General features: G+C 65.8%; 13 protein-coding genes and 1 pseudogene. 12 read left to right on the top strand and 2 right to left on the bottom strand.

Annotated elements, in window-relative coordinates; translation table 11 throughout:
* A pseudogene (locus tag ACTJKF_RS00395) lies at nucleotides 1–789 on the top strand (methyl-accepting chemotaxis protein); the annotation flags it as partial.
* Between the two features lie 395 nt (nucleotides 790–1,184).
* Here the strand turns inward: ACTJKF_RS00395 and ACTJKF_RS00390 are convergent.
* Together ACTJKF_RS00390 and ACTJKF_RS00385 are read right to left on the bottom strand one after the other, a co-directional pair.
* Entirely contained in the window at nucleotides 1,185–2,552 is a 1,368-nt protein-coding gene (locus tag ACTJKF_RS00390) for a sensor histidine kinase (protein ID WP_440621565.1), read from the bottom strand.
* Nucleotides 2,539–3,225, bottom strand: coding sequence for a response regulator transcription factor (locus ACTJKF_RS00385; RefSeq protein ID WP_440621564.1), 687 nt, complete (start codon nucleotides 3,223–3,225; stop codon nucleotides 2,539–2,541). Before ACTJKF_RS00385 ends, ACTJKF_RS00390 begins: the two co-directional genes overlap by 14 nt.
* A gap of 136 nt (nucleotides 3,226–3,361) precedes the next feature.
* On the opposite strand from ACTJKF_RS00385, the gene ACTJKF_RS00380 reads away from it, so the two are divergent.
* The 11 genes from ACTJKF_RS00380 to ACTJKF_RS00330 all read left to right on the top strand — a co-directional run bounded on the left by ACTJKF_RS00380 (nucleotide 3,362) and on the right by ACTJKF_RS00330 (nucleotide 20,772).
* A complete protein-coding gene (locus tag ACTJKF_RS00380; RefSeq protein ID WP_440621563.1) occupies nucleotides 3,362–4,039 on the top strand; it encodes a response regulator transcription factor in 678 nt (225 codons plus the stop codon).
* A gap of 158 nt (nucleotides 4,040–4,197) precedes the next feature.
* A complete protein-coding gene (locus tag ACTJKF_RS00375) occupies nucleotides 4,198–5,676 on the top strand; it encodes an efflux transporter outer membrane subunit (protein ID WP_440621562.1) in 1,479 nt (492 codons plus the stop codon).
* Entirely contained in the window at nucleotides 5,673–6,881 is a 1,209-nt protein-coding gene (locus ACTJKF_RS00370; RefSeq protein ID WP_440621561.1) for an efflux RND transporter periplasmic adaptor subunit, read from the top strand. The genes ACTJKF_RS00375 and ACTJKF_RS00370 overlap by 4 nt, the downstream gene beginning before the upstream one ends.
* Nucleotides 6,878–10,003: an efflux RND transporter permease subunit gene (locus ACTJKF_RS00365; protein ID WP_440621560.1), complete on the top strand. Its 3,126-nt coding sequence runs from the start codon at nucleotides 6,878–6,880 to the stop codon at nucleotides 10,001–10,003. Before ACTJKF_RS00370 ends, ACTJKF_RS00365 begins: the two co-directional genes overlap by 4 nt.
* A 632-nt stretch (nucleotides 10,004–10,635) precedes the next feature.
* Nucleotides 10,636–11,802, top strand: a complete 1,167-nt coding sequence (locus ACTJKF_RS00360; RefSeq protein WP_440621559.1) for an iron-containing alcohol dehydrogenase — start codon at nucleotides 10,636–10,638, stop codon at nucleotides 11,800–11,802.
* 52 nt (nucleotides 11,803–11,854) lie between these two features.
* Nucleotides 11,855–13,318, top strand: a complete 1,464-nt coding sequence (locus tag ACTJKF_RS00355) for a flavin-containing monooxygenase (RefSeq protein WP_440621558.1) — start codon at nucleotides 11,855–11,857, stop codon at nucleotides 13,316–13,318.
* Nucleotides 13,319–13,330: 12 nt separating this feature from the next.
* Nucleotides 13,331–14,314 carry an alpha/beta hydrolase gene (locus ACTJKF_RS00350; RefSeq protein ID WP_440621557.1) on the top strand — a complete coding sequence of 328 codons (984 nt, stop codon included), beginning with the start codon at nucleotides 13,331–13,333 and terminating at the stop codon, nucleotides 14,312–14,314.
* Nucleotides 14,315–14,468: 154 nt separating this feature from the next.
* Nucleotides 14,469–16,091, top strand: a complete 1,623-nt coding sequence (locus ACTJKF_RS00345) for an AMP-binding protein (protein WP_440621556.1) — start codon at nucleotides 14,469–14,471, stop codon at nucleotides 16,089–16,091.
* 342 nt (nucleotides 16,092–16,433) lie between these two features.
* Nucleotides 16,434–17,924, top strand: a complete 1,491-nt coding sequence (locus tag ACTJKF_RS00340) for a flavin-containing monooxygenase (protein ID WP_440621555.1) — start codon at nucleotides 16,434–16,436, stop codon at nucleotides 17,922–17,924.
* 33 nt (nucleotides 17,925–17,957) lie between these two features.
* Nucleotides 17,958–18,908 (top strand): alpha/beta hydrolase, encoded by a 951-nt coding sequence (locus ACTJKF_RS00335; protein WP_440621554.1) that lies wholly within the window; start codon nucleotides 17,958–17,960, stop codon nucleotides 18,906–18,908.
* A gap of 223 nt (nucleotides 18,909–19,131) precedes the next feature.
* The gene (locus tag ACTJKF_RS00330; RefSeq protein ID WP_440621820.1) at nucleotides 19,132–20,772 is read left to right on the top strand and encodes a GMC family oxidoreductase; all 1,641 of its coding nucleotides are present in this window, start codon (nucleotides 19,132–19,134) and stop codon (nucleotides 20,770–20,772) included.
* Nucleotides 20,773–21,258: the final 486 nt, after the last annotated feature.

The raw sequence follows: 21,258 nt of genomic DNA, 5'->3' as shown, positions 1-21,258 counted from the left end.
CTTAGTGCAACGGTGCGCGAGATCAAGGCCGCGTCGGAAGCCGTGAGCACGGCGGCCGACGAGATCGCCGACGGCAACGCGGATCTGTCGGCGAGAACGGAGACGCAAGCGGCATCGTTAGAAGAGACCGCCTCGAGCATGACGCAGTTGACGGAAACGGTGAGGGGCAGCGCGGACCATGCGCGCGAAGCGAATGCACTGGCGGTGAGTGCGGCCACGATTGCCGACGAGGGAAATGAACTCATGCAGAACATGGTCGGCACGATTGCGCGGATCAGCGAGAGTTCGACGAAGATTTCGGAGATCACGAGCGTGATCGAAGGGATCGCCTTTCAGACGAACATTCTTGCGCTGAACGCCGCGGTGGAGGCGGCACGCGCCGGCGAGCAGGGGCGTGGCTTCGCGGTGGTGGCGGGCGAAGTGCGCAGCCTCGCGCAACGATCGGCCGCGGCCGCCAAGGAGATCAAGGAGCTTATCGGCACCTCCGTCGAGATGATCGAAAGCGGCTCGCAGCAGGCGGCGAACGTTGGCGTAACGATGGGTCAAGTGAAGGACGCGATCAAGCGCGTGGCGGAAACGATGGGCGATATCGCCGTCGCCTCGGTCGAGCAAAGCCATGGCATCGAGCAAGTGGGTAAGGCGGTCGTGAAGATGGACGGGGTGACGCAGCAGAACGCGGCGCTGGTGGAGCAGGCCGCGGCCGCGGCTCAGTCGTTGAAAGAGCAGGCTGCGAATCTGAGTAGGACGGTGGGCTCGTTTGCCGTGGGAGAGACGCTCAGCCCTTCCTAGAGAGGTTATGACGGTTGCGCGAGCCGCGTCATGCGCTGAACCGCGCGACGCAGGGATCGAGCATCGCGGCCGCCATCCGCGCCGTGGCCGGCACGACGACTCTGCCTTCGATCGCCGCGTGCTCCCACGTGTCAGCACTGTTCGCTGAATTATGGCGGCTTGTAAGGAGATTCCCGAGCGTAGCAGAGCCGATGGGGCTCCTTTGAGGGCATCTTGTCGGGAATTTACTCTGAGACCTTTGGCCAGTAGGGCATCGAGGCCGATACTGGATTGCAGTCGTGCCAAATATGGGTAGGAATCCGCTGCGTGAAGATCCTCCCTCCACGGGATAGGGCATGTCTTGTCAGGGCGTCGGTACGTCCGGCTTCACCGGCGCCGCGCCGTCCGCCGCGCGGTCACGTTCCGCGCGCGCTTGGCGCATGCAACGTGACGCTGCAGCCGACGTCGACGTCGTTGAAGCGCAATGTCATCCCGTGCATCGTCGCGACCGCTGCAGCGAGACTGAGCCCGAGGCCGCTGCCGGCCGTGTGGCGACTCGTCTCCGCGCGATAGAAGCGCTGCAGCACCGCCTGCCGCTCGTCCGGCGCGATGCCCGGGCCGTCGTCGGCGATCGTGATGCCGCCCCCCGACGAATCGCGAAACGGCTGGATCGACACGTGACCGCCGTCCGGCGCGAACTTGATCGCGTTGTCCACGAGATTGGCCAATGCTTCGAACAGCAGGTTGCGGTCGCCCCGCAATTCGAGCGACATATCCGGCACGCGCCGATAGTCGAGCGTGATGTGTTTGTTCTCGGCAGTCGGTTCGTAGTACTCGACGACATCGTCGGTGACGGTGGCGAGATCCACGACGGAAAAATTTTGCTGGCGCGCGTGCGATTCGATCTCGGAGATGCGCAACAGCGCATTGAAGGTGTGCAGGATATTGCCGGCCTCGGCGATCGTGTCGTCGATCGCGGCGCGATAATCGACCTCGCTGCGCGCGCGCCGCTGCGCACGTTCGAGCCCTGCGAGGAGGCGCGTGAGCGGCGTACGCAGGTCGTGCGCGATGGCGTCGCACACGCCCTTGACCTCGTGCATCAGCCGCTCGATCTCGTCGAGCATGCCGTTGACGACATGCACGAGCCGCCCCATGTCGTCGTGTTGCGTATGGACCGGCAGTCGCTGGCTCAGGTTGCCGGACACGATCTCCTCGATCGACCGCGTGACGGCATCGAGCCGCCGCACCGCGCCGACCCCGACGAACGCGGCGCCGACGAGCCCCGTCAGCAGCATCAGCAGCCCGGCCGTCGCGAGCGCGTGCAGGAGTTCCTCGTCGAAGTGGTCGAGCTCGCGCGTGTTCTGGCATTGGAGCGCGGTGCGGCCGTCCGGCAACCGCGTGGCGATGCAGCGGCCCGGCACGCTGCGTTGCCCGCTCACGGTCAGTCGCATCGAGAACGGTTTGTCGAAAAACGGGATCGACGGCAGGTCGCCCATGTAGCCGCCCGCGACGTGCTTGCCCTGCGCGTCGAACAGGCCGAAAGGCCGCTGCTGGCGCGGATCGAACTGACTCTGGTGCATGAAGCGTGCGGCGAGGTCGGCGTTGGCGTCGCGCACGATGGCAGCGTGTTCGCGCACGAGCCAGTCGTCGACGCGCTCCGTTTCGAAGCCGGTGATCTCGATGTACAGATACGCGAACAACACGAGCGACACGATGCCGAACATCGCGAGGAACAGCGTCGCGAGCCGGAAGCTGGTGGTGCGGTGGAGGTCAGTCAGTTGCACGGAGCGTATATCCCGAGCCGCGTACCGTCCGGATCAGCGACAGTGCGCCGGTCGGATCGAGCTTCTTGCGCAGGCGGCTGACATGCACGTCGATCACGTTGGTGCGCTCGTCGAGCCGATAGCCCCAGACGGCCTCGAACAGCATCGTGCGGCTCACGGTCTGGTCGGCATGCCGCATCAGGAATTCGAGCAGCAGGTATTCGCGCGGCAGCAGCGCGACCGGCCGCCCGGCGCAGCTGACTTCGCGGGTCAGCAGGTTGAGCGACAGCGGCCCGACCTGGTAGGCGTGCCCGGTGCTTGCGGGCGCGTCGCGCCGGCGCATCAGCGCGTCGAGGCGGGCGGTCAGCTCGATGAAGTCGAACGGCTTCGTCAGGTAGTCGTCACCGCCCGCGCGCAGGCCGCGCACGCGCTCGTCGACCGCGGACAGCGCGCTCAGGATCAGCACGGGTGTCGTCACGCCGGCGCTGCGGATCACCGCGAGCATGCCGAGCCCTTCGAGGCCGCCGGGCAGCATCCGGTCCAGCACGATCGCGTCGTACCGCTTCGCGACCGCGAGCATGAGGCCGTCGCGGCCCGTCCGCGCGGATTCGACCGCCCAGCCGTAGTCGGTGAGGGCGGAAACGATTTCGTCGAGGGTCTGATGATCGTCTTCGACGACCAGGAGTGTGGGCATCAGGGTTCCGCCAGGGAAAGTGCATCGGCTCGCCGGCCGCGCGCAGAGCGTAAACTAGGCGCTGGCAGTATGCACCGGCTTGTCCAACATCCGGTTCGCGCCAACATGAAATAAATTTAACCTAATTCGTTCCAGCATGCGGATCCTGATCGTCGAAGACGACACGCGCGGCGCACAGTTCATCGCGCGCGGCCTGACCGAGAGCGGCCACGTCGTGGATACGGCGGGCGACGGCGCGCTCGGCCTCGCGCTTGCGCGTGAGGGCATCTACGACGTGATCGTCACCGACCGGAAGCTGCCGGGGCTCGACGGCATCGCGCTGGTGCGGCGCCTGCGCGAGCACGATCGCGCGACGCCGGTGCTGATGCTGTCCGCGATCGCGGGCCTGGGCGACCGCGTCGCCGGGATCCGCGCCGGCTGCGACGACTACCTTGCCAAGCCCTACGCGTTCTCGGAGCTGCTGGCGCGCGTCGAGGCGCTGGCGCGCCGAGCCGACCGTTCGCGGCTGCAAGACGAATTGCGCGTGGCCGACCTGTCGCTCGACCGCCGCACCCGCCGCGCGAGCCGAGGCGGCCGCGACCTGCAGCTGCAGCATCGCGAATACCTGCTGCTCGAGTGCCTGATGCGCCACGCGGGGCAGGTCGTCACGCGCAGCATGCTGCTGGAGGCGGCCTGGGACTACCAGTTCGAGCCGCGCGGCAACGTGATCGACATGCACATGCACCGGCTGCGCGGCAAGGTCGACCGCGATTTCGCGCAGCCGCTGATCCATACCGTCGTCGGCGCCGGCTATATGGTGCGCGCGGGCGATTGAGCCGGCACGCGGCGCACGCCACCGCACATGAAATTTATTTCATCTTCGAGCGAAAGGCCGGACAGGAACGCGTCGCTATCCTCGCCGCATTTCAGTCGCGAGGGAGTCGCTCCATGCTTCGGTCGAACGGTTCGCCGCCCCGGCGTGCCGCATCGCGCATGTCGTTTCGAGGTCAGGCCGCCGCCACGTTGCTGGCGGCTTCGCTGGCGCTGGCGGGTTGCTCGTTCGTGCCCGCCTACCAGCGGCCGGCGCCGGCCTCGCCCGCCGCGTGGAACGATGCCGCGCAGGCATCGCTCGCCGGTACCGTGGCGGTGGCGAGCGGCTGGTGGCGCGCGTACGGCGACACCGCGCTCGATGCGCTGGTCGAGCGCGGCCTGCAGCACAACTATTCGCTCGCGTCGGCGCTTGCCAGTGTCGACGAGGCGCGCGCCAACGCGGAGAAGGCCGGCGCACCGCTCTATCCGTCGCTGTCGCTGAACGGCACGTTCAATCGCAGCCATCGCCGCGGCGGCAGCAGCGGTTCGTCGGGCTCGGGAAGTGCGAGCCGCAGCCAGAGCCTGTTCGCCGAGGCGAGCTATGAGATCGATTTCTGGGGTCGCAACGCGGCCAATGCGGACGCGGCAGGCATGCTCGCGCAAGCTGCGGGCTTCGACCGCGACACGGTCGCACTGACCCTGACCGCATCGATCGTCGATACCTATTTCCAGGTGCAGAGCCTGCGGCAGCGCGTGGCGCTCGCGCAGTCGATCTCGGCGAATGCCGCGCGCATCCTCGCGTTGCTGCAGGCCCAGCAGGCGGCAGGCGTCGCGACCGAGCTGCAGGTGCAGCAGCAGCGCAACGCGCTCGCGAGCTTCGACGCGACGATCCCGGCACTGCGCCAGCAACTCGGACAGAACCTCCATCTGCTCGCGACCCTCGTCGGCGCGGTGCCGGAAGGCTTCGACGTCGCGGCGGTGCCGCTCGCGGGCATCGCGGTGCCGCAGCCGCGCCCGAACCTGCCGGCCAGCCTGCTCGACACGCGCCCCGATATTCGCGCGTCCGAAGCGCGCTTGCAGGCGGCTAACTACGACGTCGGTGCGGCACGCGCCGCGTTCTTTCCGAACCTCGTGCTGACGACCGACGGCGGCCTGAGCAGCAGTGCGCTGTCGCATTTCCTGTCGAGCCCGTTCGCGAGCGTGGCCGCCGCGTTGACCGCGCCGATCTTCGACGGTGGCGCGCTGCGTGGGCAACTGCACGCGACCGAGGCGGCGTCCGCGAAGAGCGTCGCCGACTACCGGCAGACGATCGTCACCGCGCTGCAGGACGTCGAGGACATGCTGAGCGCCGCGTCGCAGCAGCAGCAGGTCGAGACGGCCGACCAGGCGGCCGCGGACGCAGCGGGCAAGGCCGCGCAGCTCGCCGAGGCGCAGTACCGCAGCGGCACCGTCGATTTCCTCACCGTGCTCGATACGCAGCGCACGCGCTACCAGTCGGACGATGCGCTCGTGCAGACGCGCCTGGCGCGGCTGCAGGCCTCCGTCGGCTTGTTCCGCGCGTTCGGCGGTGGCTTCGGCGTGACGGAGCGCGCGCCGGCCGTGGCCAGCGCGACCGTTCCCGCCGCGTTGCCCGACACTTCATCCCATACCCTCGCGCCATGAATCACGCTGCCGATCTTCCTCCGCAACAACCGCCGCGGCGCGGCCGCCGTCTTTCACCGGGGTTCGCCGTCGGCGCTGTCGCCGCGCTCGCACTCATCGTCTGGTGGCAGTGGCCGAAACACGCGGCAGAGGCCGCCGCGCCGGCCGTGCCCGTGGTCGCCGGCCCTCCGGTGCTGGCCGATTTCCCGATCCGCGCCGTCGCGGTCGGCACCGTGCAGGCGCGCAACGCCGTCGACGTGAAGGTTCGCGTCGATGGCCAGTTGCAGCGTGTGCTGTTCGCGGAAGGACAGGACGTCAAGGCCGGGCAGGTGCTCGCGCAGCTCGACCAGGGGCCGCTCACGGCCCAGTTGCATCAGGCGGAGGCGACGCAAGGCAAGGATCAGGCGAGCCTCGAGAACGCAAAGCTCGATTTCGACCGCTATTCGAAGCTCGTCGGCATCGGCGCGGCAACGACGCAGAGCGTCGATACGGCGCGCGCACAGGTCAAGGCGCTGACGGCGACGGTCGCGGCCGATGCGGCGATCGTGCAGAACGATCGTCTGCAACTGGGCTTCGCGACGCTGACGGCGCCGTTTGCCGGGCGCGTTGGCGCGCGCGAGGCCGACCTCGGTGCGATCGTGCATCCGGGCGACGCGACGGGCATCGTGACCGTCACGCAGATGGAGCCGATCGACGTGCAGTTCTCGGTGCCGCAGGACGTGCTGCCCGACGTGCTGGCGGGCCAGCAGAGCGCGCCGCTGCCGGTGACCGTCACGACACGCGCAGGCGGCGCGCCGCTCGCGCAGGGCACGTTGAGCTTCATCGACAGCCAGGTCGACCGCACGACCGGGCAGATCAGGTTGAAGGGCGCATTCGCCAACACCGACCGCAGGCTGTGGCCGGGCGAACTCGTCAACGCGCAGGTGCTGCTGCGCACCGACCGCCAGCGGCTCGCGGTGCCGAGCCGTGCGATCGTCAACACGCAGGCGGGCCCGCAGCTCTATGCGATCGACGCGTCGGGCAAGGCGCAACTGCGTGCGGTGCGGCTGGGTGCCGCGGTCGACGGGATGACGGAGATCGTGAGCGGCGTCGCTGCCGGCGATCTCGTCGTGTTCGAAGGGCAGAGCCGCCTCAATCCGGGCACGTCGGTCGCGGCGAAGCGCGTCGACGCGCGCGATGAAGCCGCGGCACCCGCGCCGGCCGCCACGCTGGATGCGTCGTCATGAGCCTGCTCGAACTGTTCATCCGCCGGCGCGTCGCGACGTCGTTCCTCGCGCTCGCGGTGCTGCTCGCCGGGCTCGTCGCGTACTTCTTGCTGCCCGTCGCGCCGCTGCCGCAGGTCGATTTCCCGACCATCCAGGTCGTCGCGAAGCTGCCGGGCGCGAGCGCGGACACGATGGCGACCTCGGTCGCGACGCCGCTCGAACGTCAGCTGTCGAACATCTCCGGCATCACGCAGATGACGTCGTCGAGCTCGCTCGGCACGACCTCGATCGCGATCCAGTTCGATCTGTCGCGCGACATCAACAGCGCGGCGCAGGACGTGCAGACGGCGATCAACGCGGCCGGCGGCACGCTGCCGAAGAACCTGCCGAACCCGCCGACCTACGAGAAGGTCAACCCGGCGGATTTCACGCTGCTGTCGCTGGCGCTGACCTCGCCGTCGCTGACGCTCACGCAGCTCGACAGCTATGCGGAGAATTTCCTCGCGCAGCAGATCTCGCAGATGCCCGGCGTCGGCCTCGTCGATTTCCACGGGCAGCAGCGCCCGTCGGTGCGGATCCGCCTCGACCCGGACAAGCTCGCGGCGCGCGGCCTCACGCTGGAGGACGTCCGCTCGATCGTCGGGGTGCAGACCGTCAATGCGCCGAAGGGCAACCTCAAGGGCCCGGACCGCTCGGTCGTGCTCAATGCGACCGACCAGCTCACGTCGGCGGCGAGCTACCGCAATCTGGTCGTGGCCTACAAGAACGGCGCACCGGTGCGGCTCGACGATCTCGGCACCGTGGTCGAGGCGGCGGAGGACACGCAGCAGGCCGCATGGCTGCAGCACGAGCGCGCGATCATCATCGACGTGCACAAGCAGCCGGGCTACAACGTCGTCCAGACGATCCGCAATATCACGGCGCGCCTGCCGCAGCTCGAGGCGTCGCTGCCCGCGGCCGCGCACGTGCGGGTGGTCGGCGATCGCACGCAGACGATCGACGCGTCGGTGCACGATGTGCAGTTCACGCTGCTGCTGACGATCGCGCTCGTCGTGATGGTGATCTTCTCGTTCCTGCGCAACGTCTGGGCCACCGTGATTCCGAGCCTCACCATCCCGCTGTCGCTGGTCGCGACGTTCGGCGCGATGTACCTGCTCGGCTACAGCCTCGACAACCTGTCGCTGATGGGGCTCACGATCGCGGTCGGCTTCGTCGTCGACGATGCGATCGTCGTGATCGAGAACGTGATGAGGCACATCGAGGAGGGCGTGCCGAAGATGCGTGCCGCGCTGCTTGGCGCGCGCGAGGTGCGCTTCACGATCGTGTCGATGACGATCTCGCTGATCGCGGTGTTCATCCCGATCCTGATGATGGGCGGCATCGTCGGCCGCTTGTTTCGCGAATTCGCGGTCACGGTGAGCGTTGCGATCGTGATGTCGGCGCTGGTCTCGCTGACCGTCACGCCGATGCTGTGCGGCTGGCTGATTCGCCCGCCGGGCTCGGACGGTGGCCGGCTGCGCACGCTCGAACGCTGGCTCGAAGTGGCGTTCGTCGCGGTCGAGCGCCGTTACGAGCGCGGCCTCGACTGGGCGCTCGCGCATCGCAGGACGATGCTCGCGGTGACCGTCGCGACCGTCGCGCTGACGGCCTCGCTGTTCGTCACCATGCCGAAAGGCTTTTTCCCGCAGGCGGATTCCGGGCTGATCATGGGCGTCGCGCAGGCCGCGCCGGACATCTCGCCGCAGGCGATGGCGCAGAAGATGCAGCAGCTCGGCCGCATCGTCGAGGCCGATCCGGCCGTCGACAACACCTATTACTGGATGGGCCCGAATCCCACCGTGAGCCAGGGCCGCGTGATGATCAACCTGAAGCCGTTCGGCGTGCGCACGGCGAGCGCGGCGCAGGTGCTTGCGCGGTTGCGGCCGAAGCTGGCGAAGGTGGCGGGCATCACGCTGTCGATGCAGGTCAGGCAGGACATCCAGGTCGGCGGACGGATCAGCGCCGCGCAATACCAGTACACGCTGCAGGACGCGGACGTGCAGGAGCTGAACCGGTGGGCGCCGCGCCTGACGAAGCGCTTTGCCACGCTGCCGCAACTGACCGACGTGACGTCCGACCAGCAGGCGTCGGCGACGAGCGCGACGATCGTGATCGACCGCAATACCGCGTCGCGCTTCGGCATCACCGCGCAGGCGATCGACGACACGCTGTATGACGCGTTCGGCCAGCGCCAGATCGCGACGCTCTTCACGTCGCTGAACCAGTATCACGTCGTGGAGGAGGTCGATCCGGCCTTCCAGTTGACGACCGACGCGCTCGCGCACCTGTACGTGCGTTCTCCGCTGACGAACGAACTCGTGCCGATGAACGTGCTGGTGAGCATCCAGAACAATGTGTCGCCGATCTCGGTCAATCACCAGGGGCTGTTCCCGGCCGTGACGATCTCGTTCAATCTCGCGCCGGGGCAATCGCTCGGCAATGCGGTCGCGGCCATTCGCGCGGCGGAGGCGGCCGCGGGCAAGCCCGACACGCTCTCGGGAACGTTCCAGGGCACGGCGCAGGCGTTCCAGGCATCGCTCGCGAGCGAGCCGTACCTGATTCTCGCCGCGCTGGTCGTCGTGTACCTCGTGCTCGGGATGCTGTACGAGAACCCGATCCATCCGCTGACGATCATCTCAACGCTGCCGTCGGCGGGCGTCGGCGCGTTGCTCGCGCTGCAGCTCTTCAGGCAGGACCTGTCGATCATGGGCATGATCGGCATCATCCTGCTGATCGGCATCGTCAAGAAGAACGCGATCATGATGATCGACTTCGCGCTGGTGGCCGAGCGCGAACAGGGCCTCGCGCCGGCCGCGGCGATCCGCCAGGCCTGCGTGCTGCGCTTCCGGCCGATCATGATGACGACGCTCGCCGCGCTGTTCGGCGCGCTGCCGCTCGCGATCGGGCATGGCGCGGGCGCCGAGTTGCGGGTGCCGCTGGGCATTGCGATCGTCGGCGGGCTGATCCTGTCGCAACTGTTGACGCTGTTCACGACACCCGTCGTCTACCTGTATTTCGACCGGCTGGCGCGGCGTTTCGAACGTGGTGCGGAGGAAGACGATTCGCTGCTCGAGCCGATCGCGGAGGCGGAGCGGTCGTCGTGACGGGAACCACGGATGTCTTCAATTCCGTGGCGACGTTCTGCAAGCCCATTCGACGGCGCGGTTTCGCGGGGGATTTGTCGGAAAGTTGCTAGGAACCCCGTTGCCGGGGACGGATCGCCGCGGATCGTGGATTGCCGCCGGGGCAAGGATGGGCAGGAGCGTGGATAGGGCGCCGTCCGCGATCGAGGGCGTTTTGCCCGGCGGGGCTGGACGAGCGATGGTTGGCATTGGCTGCCTTCCGCCACAATGTTTTGACGAATATTGCGAACTCAAGGGTTGGTGCATGACTGGCGCCAGTCGCCCGATCGCGCGCGCCGGCTCCCGCGCCACAGCCCCGTGCAACTACCAAGTTGCCGCCAATTTCCCACTGTGGTCAAATGACCATGTCAATTGACCAATTGCGCGTAGTCTATCTCGAGACCGGATACCCCCGGGCTCGGAGGTGGGCATTTGCATGCTGCGAAATGGGCGACGGATGCCGGGAGGCGGCGGCGAAATTGCGGACCACACCTGCAGTGGTGCCGCGCCGCACTTCTCGCATGAAGGCAGTCGTTTGCATTTGGCACCGGAAAAGTAATGCGTTGACGCGCTGCAGGTACCGGCGCGAGCAATGCGAATTCTTGGAAACGTCAATGGAAATGTCCCCGAACTCGATGCGCTTCGAAACGGTTCCATCCATTCTTCAGGAATGGGGCTGTGTGCGCCGCCTGGGCCAGGTGATGGCGGAATGGACGGATCGCCGCAATGTGCTGATTGTCACTGACGCAGGGCTCCACAAGGCCGGCGTGCTGGAGCCGGCGAAAGCATCGTTGGCTGCGGCGGGATTCCGCGCGGCCGTGTTCGACGAAGTCGTGGCCGATCCGCCCGAGAGCGTGGTATCGCGTTGCGTCGGGTTCGCCCGCGGTGCGGAAGCAGACGTCGTCATCGGTCTGGGCGGCGGTTCGTCGATGGACATTGCGAAGCTGGTGGCCGTGCTGACCGTGTCGCAGCAATCGCTCGCCGACATGTACGGTATCGGCAACATTCGGGGCGAGCGCCTGCCATTGGTGCAGATTCCGACGACCGCCGGCACCGGATCGGAAGTCACCAATATTTCCATCGTTTCGGTGGGCGAAACGAACAAAATGGGCATCGTCGCGCGTCAGCTGTATGCCGACCGCGTGATCCTGGATGCCGAACTGACTGTCGGTCTGCCACGCAGTCATACGGCTGCAACCGGTATCGACGCAATGGTTCATGCCATCGAGGCGTACACCAGCAAGCACAAGAAGAATGCGATTTCCGATGCGCTGGCGCGCGAAGCACTGCGCATGCTGGCAAACAACCTGATCGCCGCTTGCGAGAACGGGGAAGATCAGCGCGCGAGGGAGGCCATGCTCCTCGGCGCCACCCTGGCGGGGCAAGCGTTCGCCAATGCCCCGGTGGCCGCGGTCCACGCACTGGCGTATCCGTTGGGCGGCCATTTTCACATCCCGCATGGCTTGTCCAACGCATTGATGCTCGCACCCGTCCTGCGTTTCAACGCCGAAGCGGCCGCTGCCCAATATTCGGAACTGGCTGACGTCGTCGGAGCGGGCGGAACAGGCGACGCCCACGCGCGCACGGCCGCATTCATCGGATTCATGGATGACCTGATCGAACGATCCGGCGCACCGCGACGCCTGCGCGACGTGGGCATCACGCGTTCGAGTCTGCCGACACTCGCGGCAGACGCCATGAAGCAGCAGCGCCTGCTGCAGAACAATCCGGTCGTCGTCACGGATGCCGATGCGTTGCGCCTGTATGAACAGGCTTATTGAACCGGCGCAGGCCGATCCGTCGTCGCCGTCACGTTAATGGAGAGAGTGCACCGTGAATACTGTAGAAAGGATTGAGCATCACGAGGTCGTCATATTGGGTGCAGGCTTCGGCGGCCTCGGCATGGCGGCCCGCATGAAAATGGCGGGTATCGACGACTTCGTCGTGCTCGAGAAGCGTCCGGAGCTCGGTGGCGTCTGGCTCGACAATTCGTATCCCGGCGCGGCATGCGATACCGAGTCGCACCTGTATTGCTACAGTTTCCATCCGCACTTGCGCGTCAGCGCGATGTATGCCGGCAGAAACGAACTGCTCAATTACCTGAAATCGCTTGCCGCGCGGTTCGGCCTGGCGGAACACCTGCGGTTCAATCGCGAGATCCGCCGTGCCGAATGGGATGCCGCTGCGCGCCTCTGGCGGTTCGAGCTGGACGACGGCTCGCGGATGACCGCTCGTTTCTTCGTGCCGGCGTGGGGGCAACTGAACCGGCCCATGACGCCGGCGGTGCGCGGCCTGGCGAGTTTCAAGGGCGATACCTTCCACTCCGCGCAATGGCGGCACGATGTGGACCTGACCGGCAAGCGCGTGGCGAGCATCGGCAACGCCGCGAGCGCGGTGCAGTACGTGCCGGCGATTGCGCCGAAGGTCGCGCAGCTGACGGTGTTCCAGCGAAGCGCGAACTGGATCATGCCGCGCAACCAGATCATCTTCTCGAAGGAGCAGCTCGATTCGTACGAGCAGGAGCCTCGTCTCTTCGAGGAAAGCCGGAAATCGCTGCACGCGTTTCGCGAGTCGGGATTCGAGCGCACGCGGATGGGTTCCAATGCGCAGACGGAAGGCAAGAGCCTCGCATTGGCGCACCTTCATCGGCAGGTGTCCGACCCGGTACTGCGCGAGAAGCTGACGCCGGACTATGAATTCGCGTGCAAGCGGATCCTGCGGTCGGATGACTACTACCCGGCGCTCATGCGTGAGAACGTCGCGCTCGAAACGGCCGGCGTGGAGGCGTTCGTCGAAGACGGCATCGTGACCCGGGACGGCCGCGTCCTGCCGTTCGACGTGGTCGTGTTCGGCACGGGCTTCGAGAGCCAGGCATTCCAGGGCAGCCTGCAGGTGCGCGGCACGAAGGGCACGCTGGCGCAGGCGTGGGAACATGGCCCGGAAGCCTATCTCGGCATCACGGTGCCGGGCTTTCCCAACATGTTCATGCTGTACGGGCCGAACACGAACCTGAACCACAACTCCATCGTGTCGATGCTCGAGATTCAGCAGAACTACATTATCGATGCGATCGGCGGCATGGCGACGGCTGGTGTCGACGCTATCGACGTCGACCGCGCCGTGTTCGACGAATACAACGGCAAGCTGCAAGCGGCGATGGCAGGCTCGGCATTTTCCGCCGGCTGCTCGAGCTGGTACAAGAATGCGCAGGGCAAGGTGATCAACAACTGGCCCGGCACGGTCGATGAATACCGTGCCGCGACGCAGTGGGATCAACGCGCGTTCGGTACGCTCTGAGCGGGGATGCACATGACATCGATGCTCTGGTTGCCGCTGACGGAGGTTGCCGACGATGCGCGGGACGCCGTTCGAACGTTTCGCGAACTGGGCGGACGGCACTACGGCAGCCTTTCCGTGGATCAATCGCGCACGAACTTCGAGCGTGCGTGCGAACTGAACGGCATCATGGGTGACGACACCGTTACCCATGACGATATGGCGGTTCCCGTCACGGGCGGCAGCATTCGGGTACGGCTCTATCGCCCACGCAACGCGGAGGGTGTCGGCCGCAAACCGCTCGTCGTGTTCATTCACGGAGGAGGGTGGGTGATCGGCAGCGTGGACACGCATGACGGCATTTGCCGTCATCTCGCACGGCATGGAGGGTGCCCGGTCGCGTCGGTGGAGTACCGGCGATCGCCGAAGCATCGTTGGCCGGTCCCGCTCGATGATTGCGAGCGGGCACTGGATTACCTGGTTGCCCACGCCCCGGCGCTTTCCATCGACGCGTCCCGCGTGGTGCTGGCCGGCGACAGCGCCGGCGGCAACATGGCGACCATCATCGCCAATGCGGCATCGGCGGCGGGATCCTCGATCGTCGGACAGCTCCTGTTTTATCCGGTGACGGACCTGACGGCGTCACTGCCGTCATATCGACGGATTCAGGGCGGATTTCCGCTCGTGGCCGAATCGATGCACTGGTTCCGCGACCACTACGTGCCGGCCGGCACGCCGCTCGACCTTGCGCGCCTGTCTCCGCTGCTGCATGCAGAGGGCCGGCGGCAGCCGCCGATGTTCATTGCAACCGTGGGGCTCGACCCGCTGTGCGACGAGGGCGTGGCCTACGCGTCGTGTGCGGCGCGCGCCGGCAGCGAAGTCGAGCACCACCATCTGCCCGGGCACCATCACGGCATCGTGACCGCGGCTCGCCATATCGCGACAGCGCGCTATCTGCTGGAACGCGCCGCCGCCTTCGTTCGGCGGCTGGCCGAACGAGGCAGTGTTGGCGTCTGACGCTTGGGTCCGCGCATTGCCGTGCGAACAATGCGGCTTGCGACGGATCGGCAGGACAGCGCGCTCGCATCGTTCGACGCGCGGCGGCGTGCCCGACGTGCGTCCAAGCGCGAAGCGTCGCGCGATCATTCAAAGAGGACAGAGGAGATTCGGTATGGAAAAGATCTGGCTTGCTTCCTATCCGCCAGAAGTGCCGGCAGAGATCGACTACAGCGCGTATCGATCCGTCGGCGAATTGATCGACGCAAGCTTCGACAAGTTTCGCGAAAGGCCTGCGTTCGCGTGTGACGGTACGCTGGTCACGTACGGTGAACTCGACGCGATGTCGCGCTCGCTGGCCGCTTGGCTGCAATCGAGGGGGCTCGAACGCGGTGCGCGCGTCGCGATCATGATGCCGAACGTGCTGCCTTACCCGGTGTCGATCTGTGCAGTCCTGCGCGCCGGCTACGTCGTCGTCAACGTCAATCCGCTCTATACGCCCCGTGAACTGAAACATCAGCTGAACGATAGCGGCGCCGAGGCGATTATCCTGCTCGACAGTTGCGCTGCGACGCTGGACGCCGTCATCGCGCACACGCGGGTGAAGCATGTGCTGGTCGCCACGCAGGGCGGCCCCACCGCGACGACCCAGGCGCCGGGCGCGCATACGACATTCGACGACGCGATCGCGGAGGGCCGCGGCCGCCCGTTCGTGCCGGCTCGCCCGTCGCCGGACGACATCGCGTTTCTCCAATATACGGGCGGGACGACCGGTGTGTCGAAAGGGGCGATGCTGTTGCATCGGAACATCGTCGCGAATGTATTGCAGGCGGACGTCTGGTTCGAGCCCGCGCGCAGTTGGCGCCCCGACGTGAAGCAGTTCATCACGGTGGCGGCCCTTCCGATCTATCACATCTTTGCGCTCAACATCTGCTGCCTGTCGACGATGTACACGGGCGGGATGTGCGTGCTCGTTCCGAACCCGCGCGACATCGGCGGGATGATCGCGTCGCTCGCCGGATACAAGATCACCACCTTCCCGGGCGTGAACACGCTGTATAACGCGATGCTCCATCATCCCGACTTCTCGCGTCTCGATTTCTCCAATCTGCTGCTGGCCAACGGCGGCGGGATGGCCACGCAGGAAGTCGTCGCAAAGCGCTGGAGGGAAATGACCGGCGCGCCGATCATCGAAGGATACGGGCTGTCCGAAACATCGCCGTGCGTGGCGGTCAACCCCGTTGCACGCGGCGAATTCAATGGCACGATCGGCCTGCCGTTGCCGTCCACCGAAGTGTCGATCCGGGACGACGACGGCAACGAACTGCCGCCCGGGCAAGCCGGCGAGCTGTGCATCCGCGGCCCCCAGGTGATGGCGGGTTACTGGCGGCGACCGGACGAAACCGCGAAAGTGATGACCGCGGACGGCTTCTTCCGGTCGGGCGACATTGCGTCGATCTCGGCGGACGGCTTCGTGCGAATCGTCGACCGCAAGAAGGACATGATCCTCGTGTCCGGCTTCAACGTCTATCCGAACGAGATCGAAGAGGTCGTCGCCAAGCACCCCGGCGTATACGAAGTCGCGGCGATCGGCGTACCCGACGCGCACTCGGGAGAGGCCGTCAAGCTGTTCGTGGTCAGGAAGGCGCCCGAACTGACGGCCGAGGACCTGATGGCGTTCTGCAAAGGCCAGCTGACGGGCTACAAGCGTCCGAAAAGCATCGAGTTTCGCGACAGCCTGCCAAAAAGCAACGTCGGAAAAATCCTCCGGCGCGAGTTGCGGGTGCCGGGCAATTGACGTTCTCGATGTGGCCGATTCCCGGAGATCGAGCTGCCCGCGTTCCCGAACGATCGTGTAATGGAAAGCCCTGATTCAAATTGTGGTTCGACTGCATAGACTGGGAACCATTGGACTTGGTCAATTGACCATGTTTGAGATGACGAACCAAACCGGGAGACGTACCACATCGTCCGCTTGTATGTCGGGTCGGGTGTTTCGACGATCTTCCCCGGGATTGGCGCGTGATCGCCGGCATGCACGTTTGAGCGTCGTCGTGCTGCATAGTCAAATGACCAAGTCGTGTGATCTTGAAATGCTGCGAGACGGAACTCTTCAATAACTGGTCATCGGAGGGATCTCATGACTGAGAAACAAACGGATGCGTGCTCGCCTGAGCACGTAGAAGTACTAATAATCGGAGCAGGAATCTCGGGGATCGATGCGGCTTGCCATCTCCGCATGAACCTGCCGGGGCGCTCGTTCGTGATTCTGGAAGCCATGGACGGATTCGGCGGGACATGGTGGACGCACCGCTATCCCGGTGCACGTTCGGACAGCGACCTGTACACGTACGCGTTCGGATTCCGCCCGTGGCAGGGCCGCTCGATCGCGACGGCGGAGGAGATCCACAGCTATCTCGGCGAGGTCATCGACGAGTACGACCTCGGCCCGAGGATCCGCTACGGGCATCGTATTCAGACGGTGAACTGGTCGAGCGCGCAAAAGCGCTGGACGGTCGAGGTATCGCGCAACGATACCGGCGAACGTTTCACGATGACCACCGACTTCTTGTGGTTGGGCGCAGGGTACTACGATCATCGTCAGGGTTTTACGCCCAAGTGGAACGGGTTCGATCGTTACAAGGGAACGGTCGTTCATCCGCAGCACTGGCCCGAAGATCTCGAGTATGCGGGAAAGCGCGTGATCGTCATCGGCTCGGGCGCGACCGCCGCGACGCTGATTCCGGCACTGGCCGGCACCGCGGCGCATGTGACGATGCTTCAACGCTCGCCGACGTTCTTCACGGCGGTGCCGTGGACCCACCAGCTGGACGCAACGCTGCGTGAGCTCGGCCTTCCCGAAGAATGGCGCTCGGAGATTCTGCGGCGCGCACACCTGAAGCAGACCTTCGACCTGATCAACCTGTCCGCGGCGAACCCGGACGCGGTCCGCGACTGGCTGATCAACGAGACGCGACAACAGCTGCCCGAAGGGTTCGACGTCGACAAGCACTTCAATCCGAGCTATCGCCCGTGGCAACAGCGCGTGGCCGCCGTCCCCGACGGCGACCTCTTCGCGGCCATCCGGGACGGCAAAGCATCCGTCGTGACGGACACCATCGAATCGTTCGACGAAAGCGGCATCACGTTGGCGTCGGGCGAACACCTGGACGCGGACATCGTCGTGACGGCGACCGGATTCGACATGAGCGCTTTCGGCCAGATCGCATTCCAGCTCGATGGTGCCCCGGTCGACATGAGCAAGCGGGTCTCGTACCGCGGCATGATGATCGAAGGCATCCCGAACATGGCGTTCATCTACGGCTACTACCGTTCGAGCTGGACGCTGCGCGCGGATCTCGTCTGCGAATTCACCTGCCGCGTGCTCGCGCATATGGACAAGGTCGGCGCGAAGACGGTGGAGCCGTGCCTGCGAGCCGAAGACGCCGACATGCAGCGGCTGCCCTGGACGGACCCGAACAACTTCAACGCCGGGTACGTGATGCGCTCGCAACACCATATGCATATGCGGGGCGATCGCATGCCGTGGCAGCACCACTTCGAGTACGAGGAGGAGCGCAAGACCATTCCGGAGCTGAGCCCGGACGCCGAAGTCCTCGTGTATCGCTGATCCCCGGCCAACGTTCGATTACAAGGTGATGTCATGGCACTCGATTTGCATCTCGCGGGTTTTCTCGAATCCTTCGCCGGATCCGGCGCGAAACCCTTGCCGCAGTCCACGCCGGAAGAAGCGCGCGGACTGATGCTGCACCTGGCGCGCGCCGTTCGTGCACCGGAATCCGTTGTCGATCTTCACGGCGTGGAAGACCTGACCGTGCCCGGCGCGACCGGCTCGCTGCGGGCACGGCTCTATCGTCCGAGCGCGGAGCGCCATCTGGCGACGGTCGTCTATCTCCACGGCGGCGGATTCGTCATCGGCGATCTGGATACCCACGACAACATTTGCCGGGAGCTGGCGCGCGGCGCGAACGCGGTCGTGGTCTCGGTGGACTACCGCCTGGCGCCCGAGCACCGGTATCCGGCCGCCGCGGACGACGCGGTTGCCGCGACCAAATGGGTGATCGCGAACGCGGGCGAGCTGGGCGGAAGCGACGTCGTCGCGGTGGCCGGCGATAGCGCCGGCGGCAATCTGGCGGCCGTCGTGACCCAGCAACTGCATGCCGACGGCATTTCGGTGGCTGCCCAGTTCCTGATCTATCCGGCGGTGGCGGGGGACCGTTCAGGCTTTCCGTCCTTCAAGGAAAACGGTGAAGGCTATCTGCTCGACCTCGAGACGATCGCGTGGTTCGAACGGCATTACGTTGCCGATGGTGCGACCCCCCAGGACGCACGGCTCGCGCCGATCCACGCGAAGGACCTTGCGGGGTTGCCCCCGGCGGTCATCGTGACCGCGGAATACGACCCGCTGCGCGACGAGGGCGAAGCATACGGCCGCCTGCTTCACGCGAGCGGGGTCAAGGTCGAGACGATCCGGTGCGATGGCATGCTGCACGGCTTCTTCGACATGGGCGCGATCTCCCCCGGCGCGCAGACGTGGATCGACAAGGGCATCGCACGTTTCCGGAAGTTGCTCGACGGCGCGCAGCACCATTGATACGCCGGCGATAGCGATCTGAATCGCGCTTATCGCCATTCCGTGGCCGCATGCGGTTCGATGGGTGACCTCCATCGTTGCCGATGCGGCCACACAGTTCTGATGCGTGACGGAATGAAGCCGATCGCACACCGGCTCGATGGGGCTGCGACGCGAGCGGCGGAATCGATGCATCAGATAGTTGCTTGTGAAGCGCTCAGGCATCTATCCAGGACACAGACCCGTGAAGAACTCATTCGATTATCTTGTTGTAGGCGGCGGCTCGGCAGGCAGTGTGCTGGCCTCGCGCCTGACCGAAGACCCCGATGCGACGCTGTGCCTCTTCGAAGCCGGCGGCACCGGCAACGGGTGGCCCATCAACGTGCCGGCCGCCCTGGTGCTGATGATCCCGTCCCGGCTGAACAACTGGGCGTTCGAGACCGTGCCGCAGCAGGGGTTGCAGGGGCGGCGCGGCTATCAGCCGCGTGGCAAGGCGTTGGGCGGATCGTCCGCGATCAATGCGATGGTGTACACGCGCGGCCATCATGCCGACTACGACGACTGGGCCGCGCTCGGCAACGAAGGCTGGGGCTGGAACGACGTCTTTCCGTATTTCAAGCGAAGCGAGCATAACGAGCGCCTCGGCAATGACTGGCACGGGCGCGGTGGCCCGCTTTGGGTCAGCGACCTGAGAACCGACAATCCGTTTCAGGCGCGTTGGCTGGAGGCCGGGCGGCAGTGCGGCCTGCCCATCACGGACGACTTCAACGGTGCGGAGCAGGAAGGCGTCGGTATCTATCAGGTGACCCAGAAGAACGGCGAACGCTGGAGCGCCGCGCGTGCCTATCTGTTTCCGCACATGAACGCGCGCGGCAATCTGACGGTGGAAACGAATGCGCAGGTCAGGCGCATCGTGTTCGACGGCAACAGGGCCGTGGGCGTCGAAGTCACGCGTGCGGGAAATGTCGAGACGGTCTGGGCGAAAAAGGAAGTGATCCTTTCCGCCGGTGCGTTTCAGTCGCCGCAGTTGCTGATGCTGTCCGGCATCGGTCCGAAGGACGAACTTCAGCGTCACGGGATCGCGGTCGTCGCCGATCTCCCGGGGGTGGGGCAGAACCTGCAGGATCACCCGGACTTCGTCGTCAGCTACAAGACGAACAGCCTGGATGCGCTCGGCGTATCGGTACGCGGCGGGCTCAAGACACTGGCCGACATCAGGCAATACCGGAAATCGCGCAGCGGTACGCTCACCACCAATTTTGCCGAAGGCGGCGCGTTCCTGAAGACGCATCCCGATCTCGAGCGGCCGGACGTGCAGATGCACTTTGTCGTCGGCCCCGTCAGCGATCACGGACGGAAAATGCATCTGGGACACGGCATTTCCTGTCACGTATGCGTGCTGAGGCCGAAGAGCCGCGGATCGGTGACGCTGCGCAGCGCGGATCCGCTGGATGCGCCGCTGATCGACCCGGCATTCCTCGAGCACCGGGACGATCTCGACGTGCTCGTCGAGGGATTCAAGCTGACGCGGCGGTTGATGGCGGCGCCGGCCATGTCGGCGTTCGTGACGGATGATCCATATGCGTCGCGGTCGCGCTCGGACGACGACATACGCGCGCTGCTGCGCGAGCGGACCGACACCGTCTACCACCCGGTGGGAACGTGTCGCATGGGGAGCGACGAACTCGCCGTCGTCGACGCTCAGTTGCGCGTGCGGGGCACGGAGGGCCTGCGCGTGGTCGATGCGTCGATCATGCCTACGCTGGTCGGTGCAAACACGAACGCGCCGACGATCATGATCGGCGAGAAGGCGTCGGATCTGATCCGGGGGATCTCGCGATTTCCCGGCGGCCATGCCGCAGTGAAAGCCGGAATCGGAGTTTGACCGATCCGCTCTCGCGCCGGCATGCGTCGGCGCGAACGCTGCGATCGTACACGGATGTTGCGGCAGCATCGGATGCGCTGCAACGTCCGCAGTCGTCGGGCTCATCTACGAATCGCTCAGCCGATCAACCCCGATCGGTGCCTGCCCCGGCCCGCATGACGGCGTGGGGTCGTCATCCGCCTCTATTCCCGAATGGCTTCAGCGCGCCGTGCCGAGCGCCATCTTCGATTTGTCGAGTCATGTCCTTGAACCTGAAACGCTATCCGGCGCTTGACTGGAGGCGGCAACCTGTTCCGGCGACGGCAAGGATGCGATATCCCGGCCGTGGTCGCCCCGGCGTGTGATCTGGACAGGGAGCGGTGCGGGCATTGCATGCGGGTGCCGATGACTACCTTTTCCGGCCCGTCGACCCGGAAGCCGTCGCGCGATTGCTCGCGATCTTTTGCTGCTGAGTTGCGCTCGCCCCCGGCGCGCCGGTTGCCGAGA

It is taken from the genome of Burkholderia sp. 22313, from assembly GCF_052045245.1.
GTDB lineage: Bacteria > Pseudomonadota > Gammaproteobacteria > Burkholderiales > Burkholderiaceae > Burkholderia.
This window is presented reverse-complemented; position numbering and strand designations above follow the sequence as displayed.

Bases quoted from the DNA above. Each gene is read 5' to 3' on its own strand.
- ACTJKF_RS00385 (WP_440621564.1), bottom strand. From the start codon at position 3,225: ATGCCCACACTCCTGGTCGTCGAAGACGATCATCAGACCCTCGACGAA.
- ACTJKF_RS00380 (WP_440621563.1), top strand. From the start codon at position 3,362: ATGCGGATCCTGATCGTCGAAGACGACACGCGCGGCGCACAGTTCATC.
- ACTJKF_RS00375 (WP_440621562.1), top strand. From the start codon at position 4,198: ATGTCGTTTCGAGGTCAGGCCGCCGCCACGTTGCTGGCGGCTTCGCTG.
- ACTJKF_RS00370 (WP_440621561.1), top strand. From the start codon at position 5,673: ATGAATCACGCTGCCGATCTTCCTCCGCAACAACCGCCGCGGCGCGGC.
- ACTJKF_RS00365 (WP_440621560.1), top strand. From the start codon at position 6,878: ATGAGCCTGCTCGAACTGTTCATCCGCCGGCGCGTCGCGACGTCGTTC.
- ACTJKF_RS00360 (WP_440621559.1), top strand. From the start codon at position 10,636: ATGGAAATGTCCCCGAACTCGATGCGCTTCGAAACGGTTCCATCCATT.
- ACTJKF_RS00350 (WP_440621557.1), top strand. From the start codon at position 13,331: ATGACATCGATGCTCTGGTTGCCGCTGACGGAGGTTGCCGACGATGCG.
- ACTJKF_RS00345 (WP_440621556.1), top strand. From the start codon at position 14,469: ATGGAAAAGATCTGGCTTGCTTCCTATCCGCCAGAAGTGCCGGCAGAG.
- ACTJKF_RS00340 (WP_440621555.1), top strand. From the start codon at position 16,434: ATGACTGAGAAACAAACGGATGCGTGCTCGCCTGAGCACGTAGAAGTA.
- ACTJKF_RS00335 (WP_440621554.1), top strand. From the start codon at position 17,958: ATGGCACTCGATTTGCATCTCGCGGGTTTTCTCGAATCCTTCGCCGGA.